Annotated in this window: 28 protein-coding genes and 1 pseudogene; 19 read left to right on the top strand and 10 right to left on the bottom strand. The window is 53.0% G+C overall.

From position 1 onward, the window contains the following. The first annotated feature begins 14 nt into the window (after positions 1 to 14). Positions 15 to 1,016 (top strand): adenosine deaminase, encoded by a 1,002-nt coding sequence (gene add, locus QNN86_RS15615; protein WP_182269865.1) that lies wholly within the window; start codon positions 15 to 17, stop codon positions 1,014 to 1,016. Positions 1,017 to 1,063: 47 nt separating this feature from the next. Here add and QNN86_RS15610 read toward each other — a convergent pair whose 3' ends face one another. Beyond that, positions 1,064 to 2,104 carry an oxidoreductase gene (locus QNN86_RS15610; RefSeq protein ID WP_096757129.1) on the bottom strand — a complete coding sequence of 347 codons (1,041 nt, stop codon included), beginning with the start codon at positions 2,102 to 2,104 and terminating at the stop codon, positions 1,064 to 1,066. Between the two features lie 241 nt (positions 2,105 to 2,345). On the opposite strand from QNN86_RS15610, the gene blr reads away from it, so the two are divergent. The 12 genes from blr (at position 2,346) to gstA (ending at position 12,708) form a co-directional block, all read left to right on the top strand. Continuing rightward, positions 2,346 to 2,480 (top strand): division septum protein Blr, encoded by a 135-nt coding sequence (blr, locus tag QNN86_RS15605; RefSeq protein ID WP_096757130.1) that lies wholly within the window; start codon positions 2,346 to 2,348, stop codon positions 2,478 to 2,480. Between the two features lie 286 nt (positions 2,481 to 2,766). After that, positions 2,767 to 2,982 (top strand): transcription modulator YdgT, encoded by a 216-nt coding sequence (gene ydgT / locus QNN86_RS15600; protein WP_096757131.1) that lies wholly within the window; start codon positions 2,767 to 2,769, stop codon positions 2,980 to 2,982. Between the two features lie 91 nt (positions 2,983 to 3,073). After that, positions 3,074 to 3,514 (top strand): DUF2569 domain-containing protein, encoded by a 441-nt coding sequence (locus QNN86_RS15595; RefSeq protein ID WP_181595435.1) that lies wholly within the window; start codon positions 3,074 to 3,076, stop codon positions 3,512 to 3,514. 76 nt (positions 3,515 to 3,590) lie between these two features. Next, positions 3,591 to 4,172 (top strand): electron transport complex subunit RsxA, encoded by a 582-nt coding sequence (rsxA, locus tag QNN86_RS15590; protein WP_005121199.1) that lies wholly within the window; start codon positions 3,591 to 3,593, stop codon positions 4,170 to 4,172. Continuing rightward, positions 4,172 to 4,750, top strand: coding sequence for an electron transport complex subunit RsxB (rsxB, locus tag QNN86_RS15585; protein ID WP_181619360.1), 579 nt, complete (start codon positions 4,172 to 4,174; stop codon positions 4,748 to 4,750). Before rsxA ends, rsxB begins: the two co-directional genes overlap by 1 nt. Further along, complete coding sequence (gene rsxC, locus QNN86_RS15580; protein ID WP_414211594.1) at positions 4,743 to 6,866, top strand: electron transport complex subunit RsxC; 2,124 nt, start codon at positions 4,743 to 4,745, stop codon at positions 6,864 to 6,866. Before rsxB ends, rsxC begins: the two co-directional genes overlap by 8 nt. After that, positions 6,867 to 7,919 (top strand): electron transport complex subunit RsxD, encoded by a 1,053-nt coding sequence (gene rsxD / locus QNN86_RS15575; protein ID WP_181619358.1) that lies wholly within the window; start codon positions 6,867 to 6,869, stop codon positions 7,917 to 7,919. It abuts the gene before it with no gap. Positions 7,920 to 7,928: 9 nt separating this feature from the next. Continuing rightward, entirely contained in the window at positions 7,929 to 8,549 is a 621-nt protein-coding gene (gene rsxG / locus QNN86_RS15570) for an electron transport complex subunit RsxG (RefSeq protein ID WP_181619357.1), read from the top strand. Positions 8,550 to 8,552: 3 nt separating this feature from the next. Further along, positions 8,553 to 9,248, top strand: a complete 696-nt coding sequence (locus tag QNN86_RS15565; protein WP_181619356.1) for an electron transport complex subunit E — start codon at positions 8,553 to 8,555, stop codon at positions 9,246 to 9,248. Beyond that, a complete protein-coding gene (nth, locus tag QNN86_RS15560; protein WP_182269867.1) occupies positions 9,245 to 9,880 on the top strand; it encodes an endonuclease III in 636 nt (211 codons plus the stop codon). Before QNN86_RS15565 ends, nth begins: the two co-directional genes overlap by 4 nt. 612 nt (positions 9,881 to 10,492) lie before the next feature. Further along, positions 10,493 to 11,998 carry a dipeptide/tripeptide permease DtpA gene (gene dtpA, locus QNN86_RS15555; protein WP_115258565.1) on the top strand — a complete coding sequence of 502 codons (1,506 nt, stop codon included), beginning with the start codon at positions 10,493 to 10,495 and terminating at the stop codon, positions 11,996 to 11,998. 104 nt (positions 11,999 to 12,102) lie between these two features. Then, the gene (gene gstA, locus QNN86_RS15550) at positions 12,103 to 12,708 is read left to right on the top strand and encodes a glutathione transferase GstA (protein ID WP_096757141.1); all 606 of its coding nucleotides are present in this window, start codon (positions 12,103 to 12,105) and stop codon (positions 12,706 to 12,708) included. A 72-nt stretch (positions 12,709 to 12,780) separates the two neighbouring features. Here the strand turns inward: gstA and pdxY are convergent, their stop codons facing one another. From pdxY to anmK, 5 genes are all read right to left on the bottom strand, one after another. Beyond that, complete coding sequence (gene pdxY, locus QNN86_RS15545; RefSeq protein ID WP_182269869.1) at positions 12,781 to 13,641, bottom strand: pyridoxal kinase PdxY; 861 nt, start codon at positions 13,639 to 13,641, stop codon at positions 12,781 to 12,783. Positions 13,642 to 13,696: 55 nt separating this feature from the next. Further along, positions 13,697 to 14,971 carry a tyrosine--tRNA ligase gene (gene tyrS / locus QNN86_RS15540; RefSeq protein WP_279276887.1) on the bottom strand — a complete coding sequence of 425 codons (1,275 nt, stop codon included), beginning with the start codon at positions 14,969 to 14,971 and terminating at the stop codon, positions 13,697 to 13,699. Between the two features lie 126 nt (positions 14,972 to 15,097). Further along, complete coding sequence (gene pdxH, locus QNN86_RS15535) at positions 15,098 to 15,754, bottom strand: pyridoxamine 5'-phosphate oxidase (protein WP_182269871.1); 657 nt, start codon at positions 15,752 to 15,754, stop codon at positions 15,098 to 15,100. A 60-nt stretch (positions 15,755 to 15,814) separates the two neighbouring features. Next, positions 15,815 to 16,138, bottom strand: a complete 324-nt coding sequence (gene mliC / locus QNN86_RS15530) for a C-type lysozyme inhibitor (protein ID WP_279276888.1) — start codon at positions 16,136 to 16,138, stop codon at positions 15,815 to 15,817. A gap of 93 nt (positions 16,139 to 16,231) precedes the next feature. Continuing rightward, entirely contained in the window at positions 16,232 to 17,353 is a 1,122-nt protein-coding gene (gene anmK / locus QNN86_RS15525) for an anhydro-N-acetylmuramic acid kinase (protein ID WP_414211589.1), read from the bottom strand. A gap of 273 nt (positions 17,354 to 17,626) precedes the next feature. Between anmK and slyB the strand changes: the two genes are divergently transcribed. After that, positions 17,627 to 18,094, top strand: a complete 468-nt coding sequence (gene slyB, locus QNN86_RS15520; protein ID WP_096757147.1) for an outer membrane lipoprotein SlyB — start codon at positions 17,627 to 17,629, stop codon at positions 18,092 to 18,094. Positions 18,095 to 18,144: 50 nt separating this feature from the next. Here slyB and slyA read toward each other — a convergent pair whose 3' ends face one another. Continuing rightward, the gene (gene slyA, locus QNN86_RS15515; RefSeq protein WP_269473706.1) at positions 18,145 to 18,585 is read right to left on the bottom strand and encodes a transcriptional regulator SlyA; all 441 of its coding nucleotides are present in this window, start codon (positions 18,583 to 18,585) and stop codon (positions 18,145 to 18,147) included. Positions 18,586 to 18,778: 193 nt separating this feature from the next. Here slyA and QNN86_RS15510 point away from each other — a divergent pair, with 193 nt between their 5' ends. From QNN86_RS15510 to QNN86_RS15500, 3 genes and pseudogenes are all read left to right on the top strand, one after another. Next, positions 18,779 to 19,015: a DUF1656 domain-containing protein gene (locus QNN86_RS15510; RefSeq protein ID WP_096757148.1), complete on the top strand. Its 237-nt coding sequence runs from the start codon at positions 18,779 to 18,781 to the stop codon at positions 19,013 to 19,015. A gap of 2 nt (positions 19,016 to 19,017) precedes the next feature. Further along, on the top strand, positions 19,018 to 19,881 hold the full coding sequence (locus tag QNN86_RS15505) for an HlyD family secretion protein (RefSeq protein WP_117343063.1): 864 nt from the start codon (positions 19,018 to 19,020) through the stop codon (positions 19,879 to 19,881). Beyond that, positions 19,878 to 21,918, top strand: a pseudogene (locus tag QNN86_RS15500) (FUSC family protein). The gene QNN86_RS15505 and the pseudogene QNN86_RS15500 overlap by 4 nt, the downstream one beginning before the upstream one ends. On the opposite strand, the gene sodC reads toward QNN86_RS15500, so the two are convergent. From sodC to QNN86_RS15485, 3 genes are all read right to left on the bottom strand, one after another. Continuing rightward, on the bottom strand, positions 21,894 to 22,415 hold the full coding sequence (gene sodC / locus QNN86_RS15495) for a superoxide dismutase [Cu-Zn] SodC (protein ID WP_414211585.1): 522 nt from the start codon (positions 22,413 to 22,415) through the stop codon (positions 21,894 to 21,896). The pseudogene QNN86_RS15500 and the gene sodC overlap by 25 nt on opposite strands. Positions 22,416 to 22,495: 80 nt before the next feature. Further along, positions 22,496 to 23,392 carry an aldo/keto reductase gene (locus QNN86_RS15490; protein ID WP_414211583.1) on the bottom strand — a complete coding sequence of 299 codons (897 nt, stop codon included), beginning with the start codon at positions 23,390 to 23,392 and terminating at the stop codon, positions 22,496 to 22,498. Between the two features lie 49 nt (positions 23,393 to 23,441). Beyond that, positions 23,442 to 23,681 carry a DUF1289 domain-containing protein gene (locus tag QNN86_RS15485; protein ID WP_115258572.1) on the bottom strand — a complete coding sequence of 80 codons (240 nt, stop codon included), beginning with the start codon at positions 23,679 to 23,681 and terminating at the stop codon, positions 23,442 to 23,444. A 101-nt stretch (positions 23,682 to 23,782) separates the two neighbouring features. Here QNN86_RS15485 and QNN86_RS15480 point away from each other — a divergent pair, with 101 nt between their 5' ends. Next, positions 23,783 to 24,382 carry a TetR/AcrR family transcriptional regulator gene (locus QNN86_RS15480; RefSeq protein ID WP_117343060.1) on the top strand — a complete coding sequence of 200 codons (600 nt, stop codon included), beginning with the start codon at positions 23,783 to 23,785 and terminating at the stop codon, positions 24,380 to 24,382. Between the two features lie 58 nt (positions 24,383 to 24,440). Then, positions 24,441 to 25,538, top strand: a complete 1,098-nt coding sequence (locus QNN86_RS15475; protein ID WP_096757155.1) for an alkene reductase — start codon at positions 24,441 to 24,443, stop codon at positions 25,536 to 25,538. Positions 25,539 to 25,564 lie beyond the last annotated feature (26 nt).

The raw sequence follows: 25,564 nt of genomic DNA, 5'->3' as shown, positions 1-25,564 counted from the left end.
CAAAGAGTGCGACCATGATTGATAAATCCCTCCCCTTAACCGACGTCCATCGCCACCTTGATGGCAACATTCGTGCGCAAACCATTCTCGATCTTGGCCGTCAGTTCAATTTGACGCTTCCCGCTCAAACGCTGGAAACGCTGATCCCGCACGTGCAGGTCACCTCGACAGAACCGGATTTAGTCAGTTTTTTGTCGAAGCTTGACTGGGGCGTGAAGGTACTGGCCTCACTGGATGCCTGCCGCCGCGTGGCATTTGAAAATATTGAAGATGCCGCCCGTAACGGGCTGCACTATGTGGAACTGCGCTTTTCGCCCGGCTATATGGCGATGGCGCATCAACTCCCCGTCGCGGGCGTGGTTGAAGCAGTAATTGCGGGCGTACGTGAAGGCTGCAAGGCTTTTGGCGTGGAAGCGCGCTTAATTGGCATTATGAGCCGTACTTTTGGCGAAGCCGCTTGCCTGCAGGAACTGGATGCACTGTTAGCACACCGTGACCACATTACCGCACTGGACCTGGCGGGCGATGAACTGGGTTTCCCAGGCAGTCTGTTCCTGTCTCATTTTAATCGGGCGCGCGATGCAGGCTGGCACATTACCGTGCACGCTGGTGAAGCAGCAGGCCCTGAAAGCATCTGGCAGGCAATAAGAGAACTGGGCGCTGAACGTATTGGCCATGGCGTTAAAGCTGTGGAAGATCGTGCATTGATGGATTTTCTTGCCGAGCAGCGAATTGGCATCGAATCCTGCCTGACCTCCAACATCCAGACCAGCACCGTTGCTTCACTGGCTGCACATCCGCTGAAGACGTTCCTCGAACAGGGTGTGTTGGCCAGTCTAAACACCGACGATCCCGCGGTTCAGGGCGTGGATATTATTCACGAATATACCGTTGCTGCTCCAGCTGTAGGGTTGAGCCGCGAGCAGATCCGTCAGGCGCAAATTAATGGTCTGGAAATGGCGTTTTTGAGTACTGAAGAGAAACGTGCGTTGCGTGAGAAAGTCGCAGCGGCATAACGATGATAGTGCCGGATAGCGCTAACGCTTATCCGGCATTTCCGTAATCAGGCAAGACACAACGTAGAACGATGTTTTGCCGATTCAATACCCAGCTCAATCAGTTCCATAATTTGAATGGCCTGTCGTGCTGGAACCGGGTTTTCACCATTGCCGTTCAGTGCATCACGGATACCCGCATAATAAGCCGGATAGTTACCCGGCACGGTTAACCAGGTCTCTTCCACACGTTCTTCGCCTTCGACCCGCGTCAGCACGCCATCGCGCATGTCGTAACCCCAGTCTTCCTGCGGCAAACGTTCACCATTTTTTAAACGTTCTTCCTGCGGATCAAGACCGTATTTCACATAGCTCCCACGCGAACCGTGCACGATGTAGCGTGCCGACTCGGCGGCAGCCAGCATGGTGCCGTGCAGAACCACCCGACGCTGAGGGTAAGTCAAAATAGCGTGGAAATAATCTGTCGATTGTGCGCCAGGACGCAATTGCGCAAGGTCCACCGTCAGGCTGACGGGCAAACCAAACAGGTTAATGGCCTGATCCAACAGATGCGGCGCTAAATCGTACCAGATTCCGCTTCCTGGTCCGCCCTGTTCACGCCAGCGGTCGCGGACCTGCGGACGGAAACGATCGAAGTGGGATTCAAAGTAAGCGACTTCACCCAACACTCCGTCTGCCAGCAGAGCTTTCAGCGTCAGGAAATCACTGTCCCAGCGGCGGTTATGAAAAACAGACAGCACACGACCCAGGCTACGCGCCAACGCATCCAGTTCGCGAGCTTGTGACAGTGTCACGGTAAATGGCTTATCAACAACCACGTGTTTACCCGCTTCCAGCGCTGCTTTAGCGAGCGGGAAATGCGTGTCATTCGGCGTGGGGATCACAATCAGGTCGATGCTGGGATCGTTAAACAGATGCTTAGGCTCACTCACCACCGTAACAGAAGGCCAGTCCGCCTTCACTTTTGCTTCGTCACTACTGGATACCGCGGCCAGCTCCAGCCCCGGGGTGCCCACAATCAGAGGGGCATGGAAAGTTTTGCTGGCATAGCCATAGCCAATCAGCCCAACGCGGATGTTGTCACTCATGTTATTGCCTCTCAATTCAGGACCGACCTATTTCACACCATACATCGCAACGTCACAACAGTTTAATAACCTTTGCAGGGAAAAGGTTGTTTCTTAACTTAAGTCAAACATATGCCACTTAGTGATAACTTGCTGCGAAAAAGTCGTCGAAATCGTTCCCAATGCTCTTGCCGTCTTACTTATTGATAAGTAACATTTGCCTCCTGTGTTTAAGGATAAATCAAAGCAAATGTCGTCAGTAATGAATCGTCTTATTGAGTTAACAGGTTGGATTGTTCTCGCGGTTTCCGTCATCCTTTTAGGTATTGCCACGCATATCGACAACTACCAGCCACCAGAACCAACGGCTTCGGTGCATGCGGTGCAGAAAAAATAACCCACGGCCTCCTTTTTTAACCCAGCAGTCATGCTGGGTTAGGTTGTAACAGCGTCATTTCTATCAAAAATAGCGAATTGTGCAGTCCCCCACCTTGGCACTTATTGCCTGCGATAGCGAAGCGCGTTACCCTTTGACCGGGTGCTCAGCGTGCCTGCGTATCTATCAGTACGAACACTCTTATTTGTATCTTTGCACAACCCTGCGTTTTTACCTGTGCAACCTTGTTTATTTTTTAATATTAACTACTCCGTTGGTGTTATTTTCTTAATATGGATCTCCGTATATGACTGTTCAGGATTACTTATTAAAATTCCGCAAAATCAATTCCCTCGAAAGCCTGGAAAAACTGTTCGATCATCTTAACTACACGCTCACCGACGATCGCGACATTATCAATATGTATCGCGCGGCGGATCACCGCCGGGCGGAGCTAATCTCCGGGGGACGCCTGTTTGATATCGGCCAGGTGCCAAAATCCGTCTGGCATTATGTGCAATAAATAAGAAAGTAGCGCTCATCGTTAAAAGCTTTATAATAATCGCCCCAAAATGAATGGCATGTTTGTTTGCACGCGTAAATCTGGAGAAGAGATGACGACGACACCGGCACAACGTATCGGAGGCTGGCTACTTGGGCCACTGGCCTGGCTGTTAGTGGCGTTGTTGAGCGCTTCGCTGGCGATCCTGTTGTATGTAACTGCGCTGGCAACTCCGCAGACGTTTCAGACGCTCGGCGAACAAAGCTCCACTAATTTACTGTTATGGGGCGTTTCCTTTATTACCGCTATCGCCATGTGGTACTACACGCTGTGGCTGACTATCGCGTTTTTCAAACGCCGACGCTGTGTACCTAAGCACTACATTTTATGGTTACTGATCTCTGTGTTACTGGCTATTAAAGCCTTTGCGTTTTCACCTGTTCCGGATGCCTTTGCCGTCCGCCAGCTACTGTTCCCGTTGTTGGCTGCTGCATTGCTGGTGCCCTATTTCAAGCGTTCGCAGCGCGTGAAATCGACGTTTGTGAACCCGTAATAACCCTACAGTTAACCTGTTGTCGCCTGTTGTAGATTGTCAGATAATAGGCGGCTTTTTTATTTCAGGCCGAAAAATGACTGATTACCTGCTGCTGTTTGTCGGAACTGTACTGGTCAATAACTTTGTACTGGTCAAGTTTCTGGGTCTCTGCCCGTTTATGGGTGTTTCCAAAAAACTGGAAACGGCGATGGGCATGGGCCTCGCCACGACCTTTGTAATGACGCTGGCATCGATTTGCGCATGGCTGATTGACACCTGGATCCTCATCCCGCTCGATCTCATCTACCTGCGTACGCTGGCGTTTATCTTAGTCATCGCCGTGGTCGTACAATTTACCGAAATGGTGGTGCGCAAAACGAGTCCTGCGCTGTATCGCCTGCTGGGGATCTTCTTACCGTTGATCACCACTAACTGTGCGGTACTGGGCGTCGCGTTGTTGAATATCAACCTCGGTCATAACTTTTTACAGTCGGCGCTGTACGGTTTTTCCGCTGCCGTCGGCTTCTCGCTGGTGATGGTACTGTTCGCCGCCATTCGCGAGCGCCTCGCCGTGGCTGATGTTCCGGCACCTTTTCGCGGTAATGCGATTGCGCTGATTACCGCCGGTTTAATGTCATTGGCCTTTATGGGCTTTAGTGGTTTGGTGAAGCTGTAATGAATGCTATCTGGATTGCCGTTGCTGCAGTGAGTCTACTGGGTCTGGCATTCGGCGCTGTTTTAGGTTATGCCTCGCGACGTTTTGCCGTTGAGGACGACCCGGTCGTTGAAAAAATCGATGAGATCCTTCCGCAAAGTCAATGTGGCCAGTGCGGTTACCCTGGCTGTCGCCCGTATGCGGAAGCGATTGGCTGCCAGGGCGAAAAAATCAATCGCTGCGCCCCCGGCGGTGAAGCGGTGATGCTAAAAATTGCGACGCTGCTGAACGTCGATCCGCAGCCTATTGATGGTGATGAACAGGACGTTACGCCAGTGAGAATGCTGGCGGTCATTGATGAAAATAATTGTATTGGCTGTACAAAGTGTATTCAGGCCTGCCCGGTGGATGCCATCGTCGGCGCGACGCGGGCGATGCACACGGTCATGAGCGATCTCTGTACCGGATGCAACCTGTGCGTTGATCCCTGCCCGACTCAGTGTATTGAATTACATCCGGTTGCCGAAACGCCTGATAGCTGGAAGTGGGATTTGAACACTATCCCCGTGCGCATCATTCCCGTGGAACAACATGTTTAAGCTATTCTCTGCATTCAGAAAAAATAAAATCTGGGACTTCGAAGGCGGCATTCATCCGCCCGAAATGAAGACTCAGTCAAACGGCACACCGCTGCGGCAGGTTCCACTACCACCGCGTCTGGTCATGCCCCTTAAGCAGCATATCGGGGCTGAGGGTGAGCTGTGTGTAAACGTCGGTGATCGCGTTCTGCGCGGCCAGGCGTTAACGCGCGGGCGTGGCAAAATGCTGCCGGTGCATGCGCCGACCTCCGGTACCGTGTTGGCCATTGCACCACACTCCACTGCGCACCCTTCAGCATTGGCCGAGCTCAGCGTCATAATCGATGCTGATGGCGAAGATCGCTGGATTGAGCGTGAAGGCTGGGCTGACTATCGTTCCCGCAGCCGGGAAGAGTTGATTAACCGTATTCACCAGTACGGTGTTGCCGGACTGGGCGGCGCTGGTTTCCCTACCGGCGTCAAATTGCAGGGCGGCGGCGACAAAATTGAAACGCTGATCATCAATGCTGCGGAATGTGAACCCTACATTACCGCTGACGATCGCCTGATGCAGGATTGTGCGGCTCAAGTAGTGGAAGGCATTCGCATTCTGGCCCACATTCTGCAACCGCGCGAGATCCTGTTGGGGATTGAAGATAACAAACCGCAAGCGATATCAATGCTGCGCGCGGTGCTGGCGGACTCACATGATATCAGCCTGCGCGTTATCCCAACCAAATATCCTTCCGGCGGCGCGAAGCAGTTGACCCAAATTCTGACCGGAAAACAGGTCCCACACGGTGGACGCTCCTCGGATATCGGCGTCCTGATGCAAAACGTCGGTACGGCCTATGCTATCAAACGCGCCGTAATTGACGGAGAACCGATCACCGAACGCGTCGTAACGCTGACCGGCGAAGCCGTTAGCCGTCCGGGCAACGTCTGGGCACGTTTAGGGACGCCTGTTCGCCACCTGCTTGATGACGCAGGTTTTTGCCCTTCCGCAGAGCAAATGGTCATCATGGGCGGCCCGCTAATGGGCTTCACTCTCCCCTGGCTTGATGTCCCCGTAGTGAAGATCACCAACTGCCTGCTGGCGCCATCTGCCAGTGAAATGGGTGAACAGCAGGAAGAAAAAGGCTGCATTCGCTGTAGCGCCTGCGCCGATGCCTGCCCGGCCGATCTCTTGCCTCAGCAACTTTACTGGTTTAGTAAAGGACAGCAGCACGACAAAGCAATCGGTCACAATATCGCTGACTGTATTGAATGCGGCGCCTGCGCCTGGGTATGTCCCAGCAATATTCCGCTGGTGCAGTATTTCCGTCAGGAAAAAGCTGAGATTTACGCCATAAGCCAGGAAGAAAAACGCGCCGCAGAGGCAAAAGCACGATTCGAAGCCAGACAGGCACGCCTGGAGCGTGAAAAAGCCGCGCGTCTGGAACGTCATAAAAGCGCCGCCGTTCAACCTGCCGCGAAGGACAACGATGCCATTGCTGCCGCGCTGGCACGGGTGAAAGAGAAACAAGCACAGGCTTTACAACCGATTGTTATTCAGGCCGGAGAGATACCGGATAATAGTGCCGCCATTGCCGCCAGAGAAGCGCGGAAAGCACAGGCCCGGGCCAGACAGGCGGAAAATGTGCCTGCTACCGACAGCACCACCGATACCGATCCGCGCAAAGCCGCGGTAGAAGCCGCTATTGCCCGTGCCAAAGCACGCAAGCTTGAGCAGCAACAGGCCGTCGCCGAGGCTGCCGAACCGGTTGACCCGCGCAAAGCCGCGGTAGAAGCCGCCATTGCCCGCGCCAAAGCACGCAAGCTTGAGCAGCAACAGGCCATCGCCGAGACTGCCGAACCGGTTGACCCGCGCAAAGCCGCGGTAGAAGCCGCCATTGCCCGAGCCAAAGCACGCAAACTTGAGCAGCAGCAGGCCGTCGCCGAGACTGCCGAACCGGTTGACCCGCGTAAAGCCGCGGTAGAAGCCGCCATTGCCCGCGCTAAAGCACGCAAACTTGAGCAGCAGGTTGTCACCGAGACCACCGAACCAGTTGATCCACGCAAAGCCGCCGTTGCGGCCGCTATTGCACGCGCTCAGGCTAAAAAGGCCGCCCAGCAGCAGGTTGTTAACGAGGAATAAATGGTATTCAGAATCGCAAGCTCTCCCTATACCCATAACCAGCGCCAGACATCGCGTATTATGCTGCTGGTGTTAATTGCTGCGTTACCGGGGATTGCCGCTCAGCTTTGGTTTTTTGGTTGGGGCACGTTGGTGCAGATACTCCTCGCGTCCATCAGCGCAATCGGCGCTGAAGCAGGGGTGTTGAAACTGCGTAAGCAGCCGGTTGTCGCTATTTTAAAAGACAATTCCGCCTTGCTCACCGGGCTACTGCTTGCCGTCAGTCTTCCGCCGCTGGCGCCCTGGTGGATGGTGGTATTGGGTACCGTATTTGCTGTGATCATTGCCAAGCAACTGTATGGCGGCCTCGGGCAAAACCCGTTTAACCCGGCGATGATTGGCTATGTGGTCCTGCTTATCTCCTTCCCGGTGCAGATGACTAGCTGGCTTCCCCCGCATGAAATTGCGGCCACGGTACCGGGATTTGTTGACGCCCTGAACGTTATCTTTACCGGACATACTGCAAGCGGCGGGGATATGAATACTCTGCGGATGGGTATCGACGGCATTAGTCAGGCAACACCGCTGGATACGTTCAAGACATCGTTGCACGCCGGACGCACGGTAGAACAGGTTATGCAGTACCCCATTTACAGCGGGGTGCTTGCAGGCGCAGGCTGGCAGTGGGTAAACCTGGCCTGGCTGGCGGGTGGCGTCATGCTATTGTGGAAAAACGCTATTCGCTGGCATATTCCGGTCAGTTTCCTGCTGTCGCTCGCCGTCTGTGCGACGTTAGGCTGGCTTTTCTCTCCCGAGTCGCTGGCGTCACCACAGCTGCACCTGCTCTCTGGCGCAACCATGCTCGGTGCATTTTTTATTCTTACCGATCCCGTTACGGCATCGACCACCAACCGTGGCCGCCTGATTTTTGGCGCACTTGCCGGTCTGTTGGTATGGCTGATTCGCAGTTTTGGCGGATACCCGGATGGCGTAGCCTTTGCTGTCTTGCTGGCAAATATCACGGTCCCGTTGATTGATTATTACACCCGCCCTCGCGTGTACGGACATCGCTAAGGACAACCTATGCTGAAAACGATTCGTAAACACGGTATCACTCTGGCACTGTTTGCTGCGGGCTCTACGGGCTTAACAGCGGCAATCAATCAGCTGACTAAGTCCACGATTGACGAGCAGGCAACGCTGCAGCAAAAGGCGCTGTTTGATCAGGTTCTGCCAACTGACCGTTACAATAACAGCCTGCCAGATAGCTGTTATCTGGTCACGGCCCCGGCGTTGGGGAAAGGGACGCACCGCGTGTATATCGCCCGTCAGGACGAGCAACCGGTCGCCGCCATCCTCGAAGCCACTGCGCCAGATGGCTACTCCGGCGCGATACAACTGCTGGTTGGTGTCGATTTTAACGGTACCGTGTTGGGGACGCGGGTCACAGAGCATCATGAAACACCGGGTCTCGGTGATAAGATTGAGCTACGACTGTCCGACTGGATAACACACTTTAGCGGCAAAACGATCTCTGCTGAAAACGACCCGCACTGGGCCGTTAAAAAAGATGGCGGTGACTTCGACCAGTTCACCGGTGCTACCATCACCCCCCGCGCAGTCGTCAATGCGGTGAAACGCGCGGGCCTGTATGCACAGACGCTGCCTGCACAACTTCCTCAACTTCCCGCCTGTGGAGAATAAACCATGAGCGAAATTAAAGACGTTATTGTTCAGGGATTGTGGAAAAACAACTCCGCACTGGTACAGTTACTTGGCATGTGTCCGCTGCTGGCAGTCACCTCTACTGCTACCAATGCCCTTGGGTTGGGACTTGCTACCACACTGGTTTTAACGCTAACCAACCTGACCATCTCTGCCCTGCGCCGCTGGACGCCGTCTGAGATTCGTATTCCGATTTATGTCATGATCATCGCGTCGGTGGTCAGTGCCGTACAGATGCTCATTAACGCCTACGCCTTCGGGTTGTATCAGTCGTTGGGGATCTTCATCCCGCTGATTGTGACCAACTGTATTGTGGTCGGTCGTGCCGAGGCCTTTGCGGCAAAAAAAGGCCCCGCACTCTCCGCGCTGGATGGGTTTTCCATCGGAATGGGGGCAACCGGCGCGATGTTTGTGCTGGGCTCACTGCGCGAGATTATCGGCAACGGCACGTTGTTTGATGGCGCCGATGGCCTGCTGGGTAGCTGGGCAAAAGTGCTGCGCGTTGAGATCTTCCACACGGACACGCCGTTCCTGTTAGCCATGCTGCCGCCAGGCGCATTCATCGGACTGGGGCTGATGCTGGCCGTGAAGTATCTTATAGACGAGAAGATGAAGAAACGTCGCGCGGAGCTTGCTGTTGCAGACGCTCCGGCGGGTGAAACAGGGAATGTATCATGAACAAAGCAAAACGGCTGGAAATACTGACGCGTCTGCGCGATAACAATCCGCACCCCACCACCGAACTCAATTTTACATCGCCGTTTGAGCTGCTGATTTCCGTGCTGCTTTCGGCGCAGGCAACCGACGTCAGCGTCAATAAAGCCACCGCAAAACTGTACCCTGTCGCTAACACCCCAGCCGCGATGCTGGAACTCGGCGTCGACGGCGTAAAGTCTTATATTAAGACCATCGGATTGTTCAACAGCAAAGCGGAGAACGTGATTAAAACCTGCCGTATCTTGCTCGAACAACACAATGGCGAGGTTCCGGAGGACAGATCAGCACTGGAAGCACTGCCTGGCGTCGGACGTAAAACCGCCAATGTGGTGCTGAATACCGCCTTTGGCTGGCCAACTATCGCCGTCGATACGCATATATTTCGGGTGTGCAACCGAACACAATTCGCCCCCGGGAAAAACGTCGAGCAGGTCGAAGAAAAACTGCTGAAGGTCGTCCCCAGTGAATTTAAAGTCGACTGCCATCACTGGTTAATTCTTCATGGCCGCTACACCTGCATTGCGAGGAAGCCGCGCTGCGGCTCCTGTATCATTGAAGACCTCTGTGAATTCAAAGAAAAAGTCGATATCTGATACTGCCGGGGCATCCTCTTTGCCCTTGCATACATAACGATTAGTTATGCACTCCCCTGACTTTCATTTCCCGACAATGATGCCATTCAATCGCTCATATCTAATGCAATATTCTTGTTAATTAACACCTGAGCAGGTTAATCGTTTTTTTAGTAAAAGAAATTTCTATCTATACGTGATCCAGATCATCCAGATAACACAATGTTAAAAAATAATTACTTTTTAGTTAAAGTGACAATCGAATGACCTAACCGTACAGCTTCTAAACAAAACATTACACTGGCTATTTTTCAGATAATGGCCTATATCACTGGATTCAACCGCAAATAGCAGAACATATCGCCTCATTGCGGTTTCCACCCTGCTCAAACAGTGTAAAAATCTGCCATTTTTCAATTGAAGAAATTTAACGCTAGATAACATTTCCTTGCCCCGATGATTTCACCAGTCCGGATATATGTAACAGAGTATTACAAACCTCTTGTCTGAAGGGGCAAGATAGTGAACATTACTTGCCGTTTCCCCTCCCACTATAACAATCGGACGGATGAACTTGACTCATCACGTACCAGAACACCCCCGTAGATATGGGATGTAAAAAAAGAGGTAAAAGTGTCTACTGCAAACAATAAACCAACTGAAAGCGTGAGTTTAAACGCCTTCAAACAACCAAAAGCGTTCTATCTCATTTTCTCAATTGAGCTGTGGGAACGTTTTGGCTACTACGGCCTGCAAGGAATTATGGCCGTCTACCTGGTGAAACAACTGGGTATGTCAGAAGCGGATTCCATTACCCTTTTCTCCTCCTTTAGTGCCCTGGTTTACGGCCTGGTGGCTATTGGCGGCTGGTTAGGTGATAAAGTTCTGGGTACTAAGCGCGTCATTATGCTGGGTGCCATTGTGCTGGCTATCGGTTATGCGCTGGTTGCATGGTCCGGCCATGATGCTGGCATCGTTTATATGGGTATGGCGGCCATCGCGGTCGGTAATGGCCTGTTCAAAGCGAACCCATCCTCCCTGCTTTCTACCTGCTATGCCAAAGATGACCCGCGTCTTGATGGTGCATTTACTATGTACTACATGTCCGTCAACATCGGTTCATTCTTCTCAATGCTTGCGACTCCATGGCTGGCGGCACGATACGGCTGGAGTACCGCGTTCGCACTGAGCGTCGTCGGGATGCTGATTACCGTCGTAAACTTCGCATTCTGCCAGCGTTGGGTTAAACAATACGGGTCTAAACCAGACTTTGAGCCGATCAACTTCCGCAACCTGCTGCTGACTATTGTTGGCGTGGTGGTGTTGATTGTTATCGCAACATGGTTACTGCACAACCAGGGCATTGCACGTATGGTTCTGGGCGTCGTGGCTATGGGTATCGTGTTTATCTTCGGTAAAGAAGCCTTCGCCATGAAGGGTGCCGCGCGTCGTAAAATGATCGTCGCCTTCATTCTGATGCTGGAAGCGATTATCTTCTTCGTGCTGTACAGCCAGATGCCGACATCACTGAACTTCTTCGCGATTCGTAACGTTGAGCACTCTATTCTGGGCATCGCGTTCGAACCTGAGCAGTATCAGGCACTGAACCCGTTCTGGATCATTATTGGTAGCCCAATCCTTGCCGCTATCTATAACAAGATGGGTGACACCCTGCCAATGCCGACCAAGTTTGCTATCGGTATGGTGCTGTGTTCCGGTGCGTTCCTGATCCTGCCGCTGGGTGCGAAATTTGCCACCGATGCGGGTATCGTTTCCGTTAACTGGCTGATCATTTGCTACGGTCTGCAGAGTATCGGTGAACTGATGATCTCTGGTCTGGGTCTGGCAATGGTTGCGCAGTTGGTACCACAGCGTCTGATGGGCTTCATCATGGGTAGCTGGTTCCTGACCACTGCCGGTGCAAACATCATCGGTGGCTATGTTGCTAACATGATGGCTGTACCGGAGAATGTGACCGACCCACTGATGTCTCTGGAAGTCTATGGTCGTGTGTTCCTGCAGATCGGTATTGCAACGGCAGTTATCGCTGTTCTGATGCTGCTGACAGCACCGAAGCTGAACCGTATGACTCAGGACGATGATGTCAGCGAGAAAGCCTCTAAGACCGCAACAGCGTAATTCTCAGGGAAACTTCTTTTCAGGCCGCTAACTGATGTTAGCGGCTTTTTTTTTGGCTGAGGTCGCACTACCATACGATATACCTCAGCCAAAAGGAGTTACCGATGAAACTGTTCTACAAACCGGGCGCGTGTTCTCTTGCTTCGCACATCACGCTCCGCGAAAGCGGTAAAGATTTCACCCTTGATGGTGTTGATCTGATGAAGAAACGCCTGGAAAACGGCGATGATTTTTTCGCGGTAAACCCAAAGGGGCAAGTTCCTGCTCTGCTGCTGGACGATGGTACGCTACTAACCGAAGGCGTGGCCATCATGCAGTACCTGGCCGATTCGGTACCCGATCGCCAGCTTCTTGCACCCACCAGCAGCCTCTCGCGTTACAAAACGCTGGAGTGGCTTAACTATATTGCGACAGAACTGCATAAAGGCTTTACGCCATTGTTCCGTCCCGATACACCGGAAGAGTACAAGCCGACCGTACGCGCACTGCTGGAGAAAAAAATGCAGTATGTGAACGATTCACTGCAGGACAATCCGTGGATCTGCGGCCAGCGTTTTTCCATTGCCGATGCTTATCTGTTCACCGTGCTGCGTTGGGCGTATGCCGTGAAATTGAATATGGCAGGATTAAGCCATATCGAAGCCTATATGGCACGGATGGCTGAGCGTCCGGCAGTGGCAGCGGCGCTTAAGGCTGAAGGGTTAAATTAATGGTTGTTGCCGGGTGGCGCTTGCTTACCCGGCCATGTAGGCCCGGTAAGCGTGAGCGCCATCGGGCATTGATTACAGCTGCGTTGCGCTGAAATAGTGCTCAGGTTTTGCGATACGATCCTGCGCGGCAACAACCTGCAGTTCATACTCATGCATCTCTTTGGTGGCAATCATAATCTCGTACACCGCCGCCGTCACATGCTCAAGCGCCTGCTGCGCCGTCGCACCCTGTAACAGTTTCACCAGCAACAAACCGCTGGTAACATCACCGACGCCTACAGGCTGTCGCGTGCCAAAATCCACCAGCGGACGGCTGATATGCCACGCCTGCTCAGCGGTTACCAGCAGCATCTCGAAACGGTCAGGGCTCAAGCCTGCGCGAGCAAGATGCTTCACCAGCACAACCTCCGGTCCCTGAGCAATCAACTCCCGCGCCGCTAATACCGCTTCGTTGACATTGCTTACCGCATGCTCACAAAGAATCTCCAGCTCAACCAAATTAGGCGCGATAATATCGCTGGCCGGTAACGCATGACGCACGTGAAACTCGGCGACACCCGGTGCAACGATACAGCCTTTTTCAGGATGCCCCATCACAGGATCGCAGAAATACTTCGCCTGTGGGTTAGCCGACTTTACCTGACGGACAATTCCCAGAATATGTTCGCCCTGCTCTGCTGAACCGAGGTAGCCGCTCAGCACTGCATCACAGGTTTTAAGTTTATCGATATCGGCAATACCCTGGACAATTTCGGTCAGGTGGCTGGGCGGCATCACGCAGCCGGTCCATTTGCCGTATTGGGTATGGTTAGAGAACTGAACGGTATTAAGAGGCCAGACGTTGGCGCCAAGACGGCGCATCGGAAATTCTGCTGCACTGTTGCCCGCATGACCAAAAACAACGTGGGACTGGATGGCGAGGATATTCTTCATTTTTTTACCTGAACAAAAATAAGGGAGTGATTTCTCACTCCCATTCCTTAACGCATTATTTCCAGCAAATCAGACAATAGTTCTTTTTGCCGCGGCGCAGTAACGTGTAGCGCCCAAACAAAATGTCACTGTCCTGGAAGAAGTATTCCGGATCTGACTGTTTTTCGCCGTTGATGGTCACCGCATTCGACGCAATGGTCTTACGCGCCTGGCCGCGAGACGGCTGCAGTTCTGAGTCCACCAGCGCCTGCATCAGATCGGCACCTTTTTCCATTTCGATCATCGGCACGCCATCCTGCGCCAACTGCTCGAAGTCGGCTTCGCTGAGATCGCTTAAGTTGCCGTTGAACAGGCTTTCGGTAATACGTTTTGCCGCCACCAGACCTTCTTCACCGTGAACCAGACGCGTAACCTGCTCCGCCAGAACATACTGGGCACGCGGCGCTTTACCGCTGTTCTTATCTTCTTCTTCCAGGGAATTGATCTCTTCAATGTCCATAAAGGTGAAGAATTTAAGGAAGCGATAGACATCAGCATCGGCGGTGTTAATCCAGAACTGGTAGAACTTGTACGGACTGGTTTTCTTCGGATCCAGCCAGACTGCGCCACCTTCCGTTTTACCGAACTTGGTCCCGTCTGCTTTGGTGATCAGCGGAACCGTCAGGCCGAACACCTGATTCTGGTGTAAACGGCGGGTCAGATCGATACCGGAGGTAATGTTACCCCACTGGTCAGAACCCCCGATTTGCAGCGCCACACCGTGCAGTTTGTTCAGGCAAGCGAAGTCATACCCTTGCAGCAGGTTGTAAGAAAACTCGGTAAAGGAGATGCCCTGATCGTCACGGTTCAGACGCTGCTTCACCGCTTCTTTGTTGATCATCTGGTTCACAGAGAAATGCTTGCCGATATCACGCAGGAAAGTCAGTACATTCATACCGCCAAACCAGTCGTAGTTGTTCGCAGCAATCGCGGAGTTGTCGCCACAGTCGAAATCGAGGAACGGTGCAACCTGTTTGCGGATTTTATCCACCCACTCTTGCACGGTGTCTTCGGTATTCAGTTTACGCTCGGCGGCTTTAAAGCTCGGGTCACCAATCAGACCGGTTGCACCACCTACCAGTGCGACAGGCTTATGGCCCGCCTGCTGGAAGCGTTTCAGGCATAACAATGGAACCAGATGCCCCAAATGCAAGCTGTCAGCGGTAGGGTCGAAGCCGCAATAGAGCGCGATCGGGCCTTGCGCCAGTCGCTCTGCTAACGCTTCTTCGTCCGTCACCTGGGCCACCAGCCCCCGCTCTTGCAATTGTTTAATCAAGTTACTGCTTGCCATCAAAATCTCCATGTATAAAACGACTGCACCTTTGCCGGTACACGACTTTTCGCCTGATGCGAAAGAGACATAGAATAAAGCGCCGGATTCATCAGTACCAGCGCTTAAAACAAGAATTTTGCATCTTTAGGGGGCCAGGCGATCGATTTTCCACGCGTTGGCTTCACGCTGGTATAAAAAACGATCGTGCAAGCGGTTCTCGCCGCCCTGCCAGAACTCCATTTGCTCAATACTCACGCGAAAACCGCCCCAGAAACTCGGCAGCGGGACTTCCCCCTGCTGGAACTTCTGCTTCAGTTCAAGAAATTTGCTTTCAAGAATACCGCGCGCGGAGATACGACTGGATTGTTTTGATACCCAGGCGCCAATTTGGCTGTCGCGAGGGCGGCTGTGGAAGTACTTCACGACCTCAAGCGTCGAAAGACGTTCGGCCTGACCAATCACCATCACCTGCCGTTCCAGCGTATGCCACGGGAACAGAAGGCTAATGCGGGGATTATGCTCTATCTGGTGCGCCTTACGGCTGCCCATGTTGGTATAAAATACCAAACCTTTGTCATCATAATGTTTGAGCAACACGATGCGCTGGTACGGCTGGCCGTTTTCATCAACGGTGGCCACCACCATGGCAGTCGGATCGGCGAGTTTCGCGTCACAGGCTTGTCCGAGCCAGCGCTCAAAAAGCGCAAGCGGCTCGGCGGGAAGATCGCGGCGGCGAAGACCGCCTTTCGTGTATTCACGGCGCAGATGCGCGATTTGCTGCAATTCGTCGTTATCAGACATGATGTTTGGGCTACGGATTGTCAGTGGGTGACGCTATTGTGCGCCGCCCAGGTGAAAATCTCAACGCTTCGGATTCTGTAACTGACAGTTATTTAACACAACTCTGTCACGTTTATAGACCGTCGCGCCGTCGCCTTTAGACCAGAAGACATAAATGCCATCGGTGTAGCGCGCGCCCGATGCTGATACACCCTGTTTAAGATTCACTAACTGATTATCGTAAACAAAGCTTGCCGTTTGTTGGGTATTATTCAATTTCACGGTCAGCGGTTTTTCATCACAGCGATATTCGAGGGTATCCGTTTGCATACGCTCGACAAATTGGTTGTAGACACTACAGCCGGTAAGCAGTACCGGCAAACAGACCAATAACAGTTTTTTCATAGCCCTATCCTGAAGACATTCCTGGTCCCGGAGGGGAATAACCCCCTCCCTAACATCCCTAGTTTACCGACATCGTCGCCAGGATAATTTCAGTTAACTCTGAGTTCGTGGGTTTGCGGGAAAAATAGCGCCTAAAACGCTGGATTCCGTCGCACCGGTAACTGAGGGTAAATTGCCCGGTAATCCCGCCAGCGTGCGCCATGCCAGCCAGGCAAAAGCTAACGCTTCCATATCATCCCCGCTAATACCGGCTTCATCGGTCGAGGTCACTTCCGTGCCGGGCAACAGTGCCGCCAGGCGCATCATCAGCAGCGGATTACGGCTTCCACCGCCGCAGACCATCAAGCGTTCGCAGCCACCGCTCAACAGGACCTGCTCGGATATCGTCACCGCCGTCAGTTCAGCAAGCGTCGTCTGCACATCACGCGCGGCCAGTCCCGGGAACTGCGCCAGATGACGTTCGACCCAACCATAATTAAAGTACTCGCGGCCGGTGCTTTTAGGTGCCGGTGCGGCAAAATAGGGATCGCTCAGCATGCTTTGCAGCAACGGAAGAATAACCGTGCCTTCGCAGGCCCACTGCGCATCTTTATCGTAAGGTTTTCCACATTGCCGCCAGATCCAGGCATCCATCAGCATATTACCTGGCCCGGTGTCATAACCGCGTACAGGGCGCCGAGGAATAAGCAGTGACAAATTAGCTATACCGCCGATATTCAACACCATCCGACGCTCAGTTGGGTGCGCCAACAGCGCCTGATGAAAAGCGGGAACCAGCGGTGCACCCTGCCCGCCTAGCGCAATATCACGCCGGCGAAAATCGCCGACTACGGTGATGCCGGTATGCGCCACAATCTGGTTGTTGTCGCCAATTTGCAGGGTATGCGGCGCACTACCTGTCGGCTCATGCCAGACGGTTTGTCCATGGCAGCCAATTGCGACAATATCCTGCGGCTTTAATTTTTGCTGCGCCAGCAGCGCATTTACCGCCTCGGCGAATAAACGCCCCAATTGCGTATCCAGTTGCCCATACTGCGAGAGGGTGAGCTGCTGCCCCTGGCAGATATCGAGAATGGCCTGTTTCAAATGGAGAGGGATGGGCCAGGTCAGACTCGCCTGCTGCGCGACCATCGTTTCATCTATTGCTGCCAGCACAACATCAACACCATCAAGGCTGGTTCCAGACATAACACCGATAAAACGGCCCGATTTCATACGTCATCCTTTTAAACACGTTAGCCTTGACACTCAACCATAAAGTGCTGATTAATTCCATGCTTCGTTGATGATTTTTAATGGCTAATCATGACAAGCTGCCATCTATTCAATCAATTTGATGAATGATTCGTTTATACTCAGTTAACCTGATTTCGGTTAAGATTTTCATACTGTTCCAGTAGAACATGTGACCTTAGGCTCACAAATGCCATATAATTTAACCATGAAGGGTGCTTTTTTAGCGTTTCGTGGTGTAAAGGAGAGTTATAAATGATTAAACGTGCACTGATTGTTTCATTAATGGGATTATCTTTAGCGGGTTGTGTTAACAGTGATAGTCTTTCAGGTGACGTGTATACCGCATCCGAAGCGAAACAGGTACAGAACGTAACCTACGGTACCATCGTTCATGTCCGTCCGGTGCAAATTCAGGGTGGCGATGATGCCAACGTCATCGGCGCGATCGGCGGAGCTGTACTCGGTGGATTCCTTGGTAACACCGTCGGCGGCGGTTCTGGTCGTTCATTAGCTACGGCGGCAGGTGCGGTTGCAGGCGGCGTCGCAGGTCAAAGCGTCCAGGGTGCGATCAATAAAACACAGGGTGTGGAACTGGAAATCCGTAAGGATGACGGCAATACCATCATGGTGGTGCAGAAACAAGGTGCAACCAAATTCGCGTCAGGTCAGCGTGTTGTGATGGCCAGCAACGGCAAAGAAGTTACCGTTTCTCCGCGCTAATCGAATTTACGTGTGGTCAGTCAGATACTGGCCACACGTAGATCTTCGCATCAGCCCTGAGACTGTAGCTCAATAATATTGTGTTCCAGTCGGGCAACCAGTTTAATCAGCAGATTAATTTCCTCGGTTGAAATCCCTTCCAGAATCTCTCCGCGCGTTTTGTTGATAACCGCTTCCATATCAGCGATCAGCGGCTCGGCTTTCTCCGTCAGTTTAATTCTCTTTGCTCGACGATCGCTGGCGCAAGTCTGTCGTGAAATGAGTCCCTTTTCTTCCAGTTGGTCGAGCGTACGCACCAGAGAAGGCTGCTCAATCCCTATCGCTTTAGCCAGCTGGATCTGCGATTGATCCGGCGGCAGCTGATGAATGTTGTGCAGCGTCACCCAATGCGTCTGCGTCAACTCCAAAGGCTTCAGGCGATGGTCAATCAGAGCACGCCAAATGCGCACCAACCGTGCCAGATCAGAACCTAGTGGCGATTCCAATTTCATCTCCTTATAATTAGCTTGCTAAGTTGTTATGCTGATTTTAGAATAGTGTGCAGCATTTGTATTCCCAAAACAAATGTATTGCCAAATTTGCTTACCGGATGACATTTTTTCAGACATTATGCGTTAAAGAGACTGATTGTCCCTTTTTTTGCTAAACCTATAGCAATGCTCTCTTCCGTCAAGGATTTTGCCCGTGAAGTTTATGTTTAATGCAACAGGATTGCCCCTACAAGATTTAATGATCGGTGCATCTGTCTACTTCCCTCCACTTTTCAAAGCGTTTATCTGCGGATTTATCTTCTGGTTGGTTGTTCATCGCGTACTGCGCGACTGGATGTACTCCGGCGAAATCTGGCATCCCTTGTTAATGGATCTGTCGCTCTTTGCGCTTTGCGTGTGTCTGGGCTTTGTTATGCTGATTGTGTGGTGATTATGTCGCTCAAAACCGTTAAATACTTCTCCACTATTATAGTCGCAGTTGTTGCCGTTCTCGCGGGTTGGTGGATGTGGAATTATTATATGCAGTCCCCCTGGACGCGCGATGGCAAAGTTCGTGCGGAGCAGGTCAGTATCACCCCACAGGTTTCCGGCAGCATTACCCAACTCAATATTAAAGATAATCAGTTTGTTAATGCAGGCGACGTGCTGTTTGTTATCGATAAGACGCCGTTTCATATTGCTGAACTGAATGCACAGGCGCAGCTGGCGAAAGCACAGTCCGATCTGGCAAAGGCTAATAACGAGGCCAATCGCCGCCGTCATCTGTCACAAAATTATATCTCTGCCGAGGATCTGGACACGGCCAACCTCAACGTGAAAGCGATGCAGGCAAGCGTGGAGGCAGCACAGGCCCAATTACGGCAAGCGCAGTGGCAATTGACCCAAACGGAAGTTAAAGCTCCTGTCGCTGGTTGGGTGACGAATCTTTCTACACGCGGTGGCGATTATGCCAGTACCGGTAAACCCCTGTTTGCGCTGGTCGACAGTCGTTCATTTTATGTGATGGGCTATTTTGAAGAAACCAAGCTCCGCCATATTCGCGAGGGCGCACCGGCGCTGATTACATTGTACAGCGGCAATATAAAGTTACAGGGTCACGTTTCCAGTATTGGTCGTGCGATTTACGATCAAAGTGTAGAGAGTGATTCCGGTCTGATTCCTGACATCAAACCCAACGTACCGTGGGTGCGTCTGGCGCAACGGGTACCCGTGCGTATCGAATTTGACGCACTACCGCACGATGTCACACTGGTTTCAGGTACCACCTGCAGCGTGTCGATTGGTCAGAAAAAATGAAACGGCTTCACCTGACGCCGGGCAATTTACCGTGGTTGAAAGCCACCGCGGCACAGTGGCGTTACGCGCTGCGAAACACCATCGCGATGTGCCTGGCGTTAACATTCGCCTATTACCTGAATCTGGATGAACCCTACTGGGCGATGACCTCCGCTGCGGTGGTTAGCTTTCCCACCGTGGGCGGTGTCATCAGCAAAAGTCTGGGCCGCGTGGCAGGCAGTTTGCTTGGTGCCACGGCGGCATTGATTATTGCTGGCCACACCCTCAATGAACCGTGGTTATTTTTACTCAGCATGTCGGCCTGGATTGGTTTATGCACCTGGGCCTGCGCGCACTTTACCAACAACGTGGCCTACGCGTTTCAACTGGCAGGCTACACCGCGGCTATTATTGCGTTTCCGATGGTCAACACCATTGAGGTTACGCAACTGTGGGATATTGCCCAGGCGCGCGTGTGCGAAGTAATGGTCGGGATACTCTGCGGGGGCATGATGATGATGATCCTGCCCAGCACGTCTGATGGTACAGCGTTGCTGACGGCGCTGAAAAACATGCACGCGCGTTTGCTGGAACATGCTAGCTTACTCTGGCAACCCGAAACCACCGATGCGATCCGCTCAGCCCACGAAGGGGTAATCGGCCAGATTCTGACCATGAATCTGCTGCGTATTCAGGCATTCTGGAGCCACTATCGCTTTCGACGGCAGAATGCCCTGCTCAATTCACTGCTGCATCAGCAACTGCGTCTGACCAGCGTGATCTCCAGCCTGCGCAGAATGCTGCTTAACTGGCAAAATCCTCCGGCTCACACCCGGGAAGTCATCGAACAGCTACTCAGTGCACTGGTGAAATCCGATACCGATAGCTACACGGTAGCCCGCATTATTGCCCCCCTGCGTCCGCAGGACTCCCACGACTACCGGCATGTCGCCTTCTGGCAACGGCTACGTTATTTCTGCCGAATTTACCTGCAAAGCAGCCATTATCTGCATTTGCTGGAAAAAGGCGTGACCGCCGAGCGCATCAGCGTGAACCGCACGCCGGGCCTGGCCCGCCATACCGACAACGCGGAAGCCATCTGGAGTGGGTTACGTACCTTCATCACGTTGATGGTGATTGGCGCGTGGAGCATCGGCGCACAATGGGAATCCGGCGCGGGTGCGCTGACGCTGGCGGCGATTAGCTGCGTACTGTATTCCGCCGTTGCCACACCGTTCAAATCACTCTCACTGCTGATGCGCACGTTGGTGCTGCTGTCATTGTTCAGCTTTGTGGTGAAGTTCGGTCTGATGGTACAAATTACCGACCTGTGGCAATTCATTCTGTTTCTCTTCCCACTGCTCGCCACCATGCAACTGCTAAAGCTGCAAATGCCTGCTCTGGCGGGGCTTTGGGGGCAGTTGATCGTCTTTATGGGATCGTTTATCGCCGTAACCAATCCGCCGGTGTATGACTTCGCCGATTTCCTGAATGATAATCTGGCAAAAATAACCGGCGTAGCGCTATCCTGGTTGGCCTTTGCTATCCTGCGGCCAGGCTCAGACGCGAGAAAGAGTCGTCGTCATATTCGCGCCCTGCGCCGGGATTTTGTCGATCAGCTCAGTCGGCATCCGGCACACAGCGAACATGAATTTGAGTCGTTAACCTATCATCATGTCAGCCAGCTCAGTAACAGCCAGGATGCGCTGGCGCGGCGGTGGTTATTACGCTGGGGCGTCGTGTTGCTGAACTGCTCGCATGTGGTGTGGCAGCTGCGCGCCTGGGAAGCGCGCTCCGATCCGTTGGCCCGCGTCAGGGATGTGTGTATTTCACTGCTACGCGATGTGATGAACGAGCGTGGCGTCCAGCAGCGTCCACTGAATGCCACGCTTAACGAGTTACAGCGCATCTGCGATACGCTTGCCCATCATCATCAGCCTGCCGCACAAGAGCTGGCGGCGCTTATCTGGCGTTTACACTGTTCGTTGTCTCAGCTTGAACAGGCTCCGCCGCCAGGCACGCTGAGCCGTTGATTATTTGATAACCCCGCAGGCGTAACGCGCCCCGCCACCGCCTAGAGGTTTTGGCTGATCGGACATGTTATCGCCACCCACATGGACCATCAGCGCCTTACCTTTGACCTCATCCAGTGATTTCAGGCGTGGGGCGGTAACAGCCGTTGTGGCGTGACCTTCGGCATTGACCACCAGCAACGGTAGGTCGCCCATGTGCCCAGCCCCCTCCGGACCTTCATGTTTTCCGGTTTTATGCGGGTCAAGATGTCCCCCTGCCGATTCAGCGGCAGAAGCTTTGCCTTCTTTAATCGCAGGCTGACAGCTGCCGTTGGCATGGACATGGAAACCATGTTCTCCCGGCGGCAGTGCTTTCAGGTCAGGCGTAAACGTCAGCCCTTGCGCAGTTTCAGCAATGATCACTGAACCAATCGACTGCCCCACCCCCTGCGATGTCACCAGGTTCATCTCAACTTGCTCACTGGCAGCCTGTGCGCCCGCACAGGCCAGTAAGGTGATTATGGCGATACTCAAACGCTTCATACGACCTCCGTCTCTCTGTGTCTGACTGATAAGTGTAAACCAGTGACGCAATGTTGAGCGACGGAACGCCGAAAACGCGATTACGGTACGTCGTACCCCAGAGCGGCTTTGCGGATACGGAACCATTGCTGGCGGGACATGGTCAACGATTCGGCCTCAATAGCAGCGCGAACGCGCTCAATTTTCCCTGAGCCAATAATCGGCAACGGCTGCGACGGCAGACGGAGGATCCACGCGTACACCACCTGTTCAATGGACTGAGCGTTCAACTCTTGCGCAATCACGGCAAGTTCATTGCGCAGCGGCTGGAATTCATCATCATTAAATAACCGCCCACCACCCAGACAGGACCAGGCCATTGGCCGGATGCGCAGTTGTTGCAGCTGATCTAAGGTGCCATCCAGCAGCAGTGGCTGATGCACCGGAGAAATCTCAACCTGATTGGTTGCCAGCGTAAACGGCAGACGTGATTGCAGCAGGGAAAACTGCGCAGGCGTAAAGTTAGACACGCCAAAGTGACGCACTTTGCCGCTATGATGCAGTTTCTTAAACGCCTCAGCCACGTCGTCGGCATTCATCAGCGGATCGGGACGATGGATCAAGAGCAGATCAATATGGTCGGTCGCCAGCAGTTTCAGCGACTGCTCCGCGCTGGCAATAATATGGTCGCTGTCGGTGATGTAGTGACCGAGGGTATTTTCCGCCCGTGCCGTGGTGGCAATACCGCATTTGGTCACGATCTGCATTTTTTCACGCAGATGCGGAGCCAGCTTCATCGCCTCGCCAAACGCCGCTTCGCACTGGTATCCGCCGTAAATATCCGCGTGATCGACGGTGGTTACGCCCAGGTCAAGATGCTCTTCAATAAAGCTGACAAGCTGGCGCGCGGACATATTCCAGTCCATCAGCCGCCAGTACCCCATGACAAAGCGAGAAAATTCCGGGCCTTGCGGCGCAATAGTAATACGCTGAACCATAGCAGCTTCCTTAACAATGAGTGTGCATCGAGTATACGCAATTACGCTTTTAAAAGAGTGAAGGTTGTTGCGGTTCTTCTGGCGGGCTCGGTTTGTTTGCACGTAATTTACGCATCAGACGCTGACGACAAAGACGCAGCACATCCTGCTTTTCGGCATCGCTCATTTTCTGCCAGTTAAAGCGCTCATCCCGGCTACGAAAACATCCACGGCAAAAGCCGCGTTCGTCGGACTGGCAGATCCCGCGGCACGGGCTCTGGACGGGGAAAAACTCCAGCTGTTCGGCCACATCCCCTCCTTACGTAAGATAGTTATACCTATTGAAGACGCTAACTGAATTTCTGGCAAGCGCTATTGCATTAGACCGACTGGTCTATTACACTCCATACCATGAACAAAGCAACTGAACACGACACACGCGAACATCTTCTGGCGACCGGCGAGCAGCTTTGCATGCAGCGCGGTTTCACCGGTATGGGTTTAAGCGAACTGCTGAAAACCGCCGAGGTGCCCAAAGGGTCGTTTTACCACTATTTTCGCTCTAAAGAAGCGTTTGGTGTTTCCATGCTTGAACGCCATTACGCGGCCTACCACCTTCGGCTGGCCACACATTTAGCATCGGGTGCCGGTAACTACCGCGACAGAATCCTCGCCTACTATCAGGAAACCCTGAATCAGTTTAGTCAACACGGCATTATTAGCGGTTGCTTAACGGTCAAACTGTCGGCTGAAGTATGCGATCTCTCTGAAGATATGCGTACGGCGATGGATAAAGGCGCTCGGCACATTATTACCCTGCTGGCGCAAGCGCTGGAAAAAGGTCGCGACACACACTGCCTGTCGTTTAGCGGCGAACCGCTGCAGCAAGCGCAGGTGCTGTATGCGCTGTGGCTCGGGGCCAACCTGCAGGCCAAGATGTCTCGCAGTGCCACCCCACTGGAAAATGCGCTGGCACACGTTAAAAACATTATTGCAACGCCTGCCGTTTAACAGGCGTTTTTATTTACCCAATTACTAGACGACCGGTCTATTCATACCTGGAGTTAATATGTCATCTGAAAAATTGTTTTCCCCGCTGAAAGTAGGTGCTATCACAGCGGCCAACCGCGTATTTATGGCCCCACTGACGCGCCTGCGTAGCATCGAACCTGGCGACATCCCGACTCCGCTGATGGCCGAGTATTATCGCCAACGCGCCAGCGCGGGTCTTATCATCAGCGAGGCCACTCAGATATCTGCTCAGGCAAAAGGCTACGCCGGTGCGCCGGGATTACACAGCGCAGCACAAATTGAAGCCTGGAAAAAAATCACCGCCGCCGTTCACGCTGAACAAGGTCATATTGCCGTACAGTTGTGGCACACCGGTCGTATCTCTCACGTCAGCCTGCAGCCGAACGGACAACCGCCAGTTGCCCCTTCCGCCATCAGCGCCGGTACCCGTACCTCGCTGCGCGATGAAAACGGTCTGGCAACGCGTGCCGACACCTCAATGCCGCGCGCCCTGGAAACCGATGAAATCCCGGGCATCGTCAATGATTTCCGTCAGGCCATCGCCAACGCACGCGAAGCAGGCTTTGACATGGTTGAGCTGCACTCTGCCCATGGCTATTTGCTGCACCAGTTCCTGTCACCCACCTCTAACCAGCGTACCGATCAGTACGGCGGCAGCGTCGAAAATCGTGCACGTCTGGTGCTGGAAGTCGTTGATGCCGGTATCAAAGAATGGGGCGCAGACCGGATTGGCATCCGCGTATCCCCTATCGGCTCTTTCCAGAACGTTGATAACGGCCCGAATGAAGAAGCCGATGCGTTGTACCTGATTGAACAGCTGGGTAAACGTGGTATCGCTTATCTGCACATGTCCGAACCAGACTGGGCCGGCGGAGAGCCGTATAGCGATGCGTTCCGCGAGAAAGTTCGCGCGCGTTTCCACGGTCCGATTATTGGTGCTGGTGCCTACACCCCGGAAAAAGCAGAAGCGCTGATTGAGAAAGGGTTAATCGACGCCGTCGCCTTTGGCCGCGCCTATATTGCCAACCCGGATTTGGTCGCACGTTTGCAGCACAAAGCAGAACTGAACCCACAGCGCGCAGAGAGTTTCTACGGCGGCGGTGCAGAGGGTTACACGGATTATCCGACCCTGTAATTGCGCAATCTCCGTTCTGGCATTGA

It is taken from the genome of Citrobacter sp. C348, from assembly GCF_047467975.1.
Lineage (GTDB): Bacteria > Pseudomonadota > Gammaproteobacteria > Enterobacterales > Enterobacteriaceae > Citrobacter > Citrobacter gillenii.
This window is presented reverse-complemented; position numbering and strand designations above follow the sequence as displayed.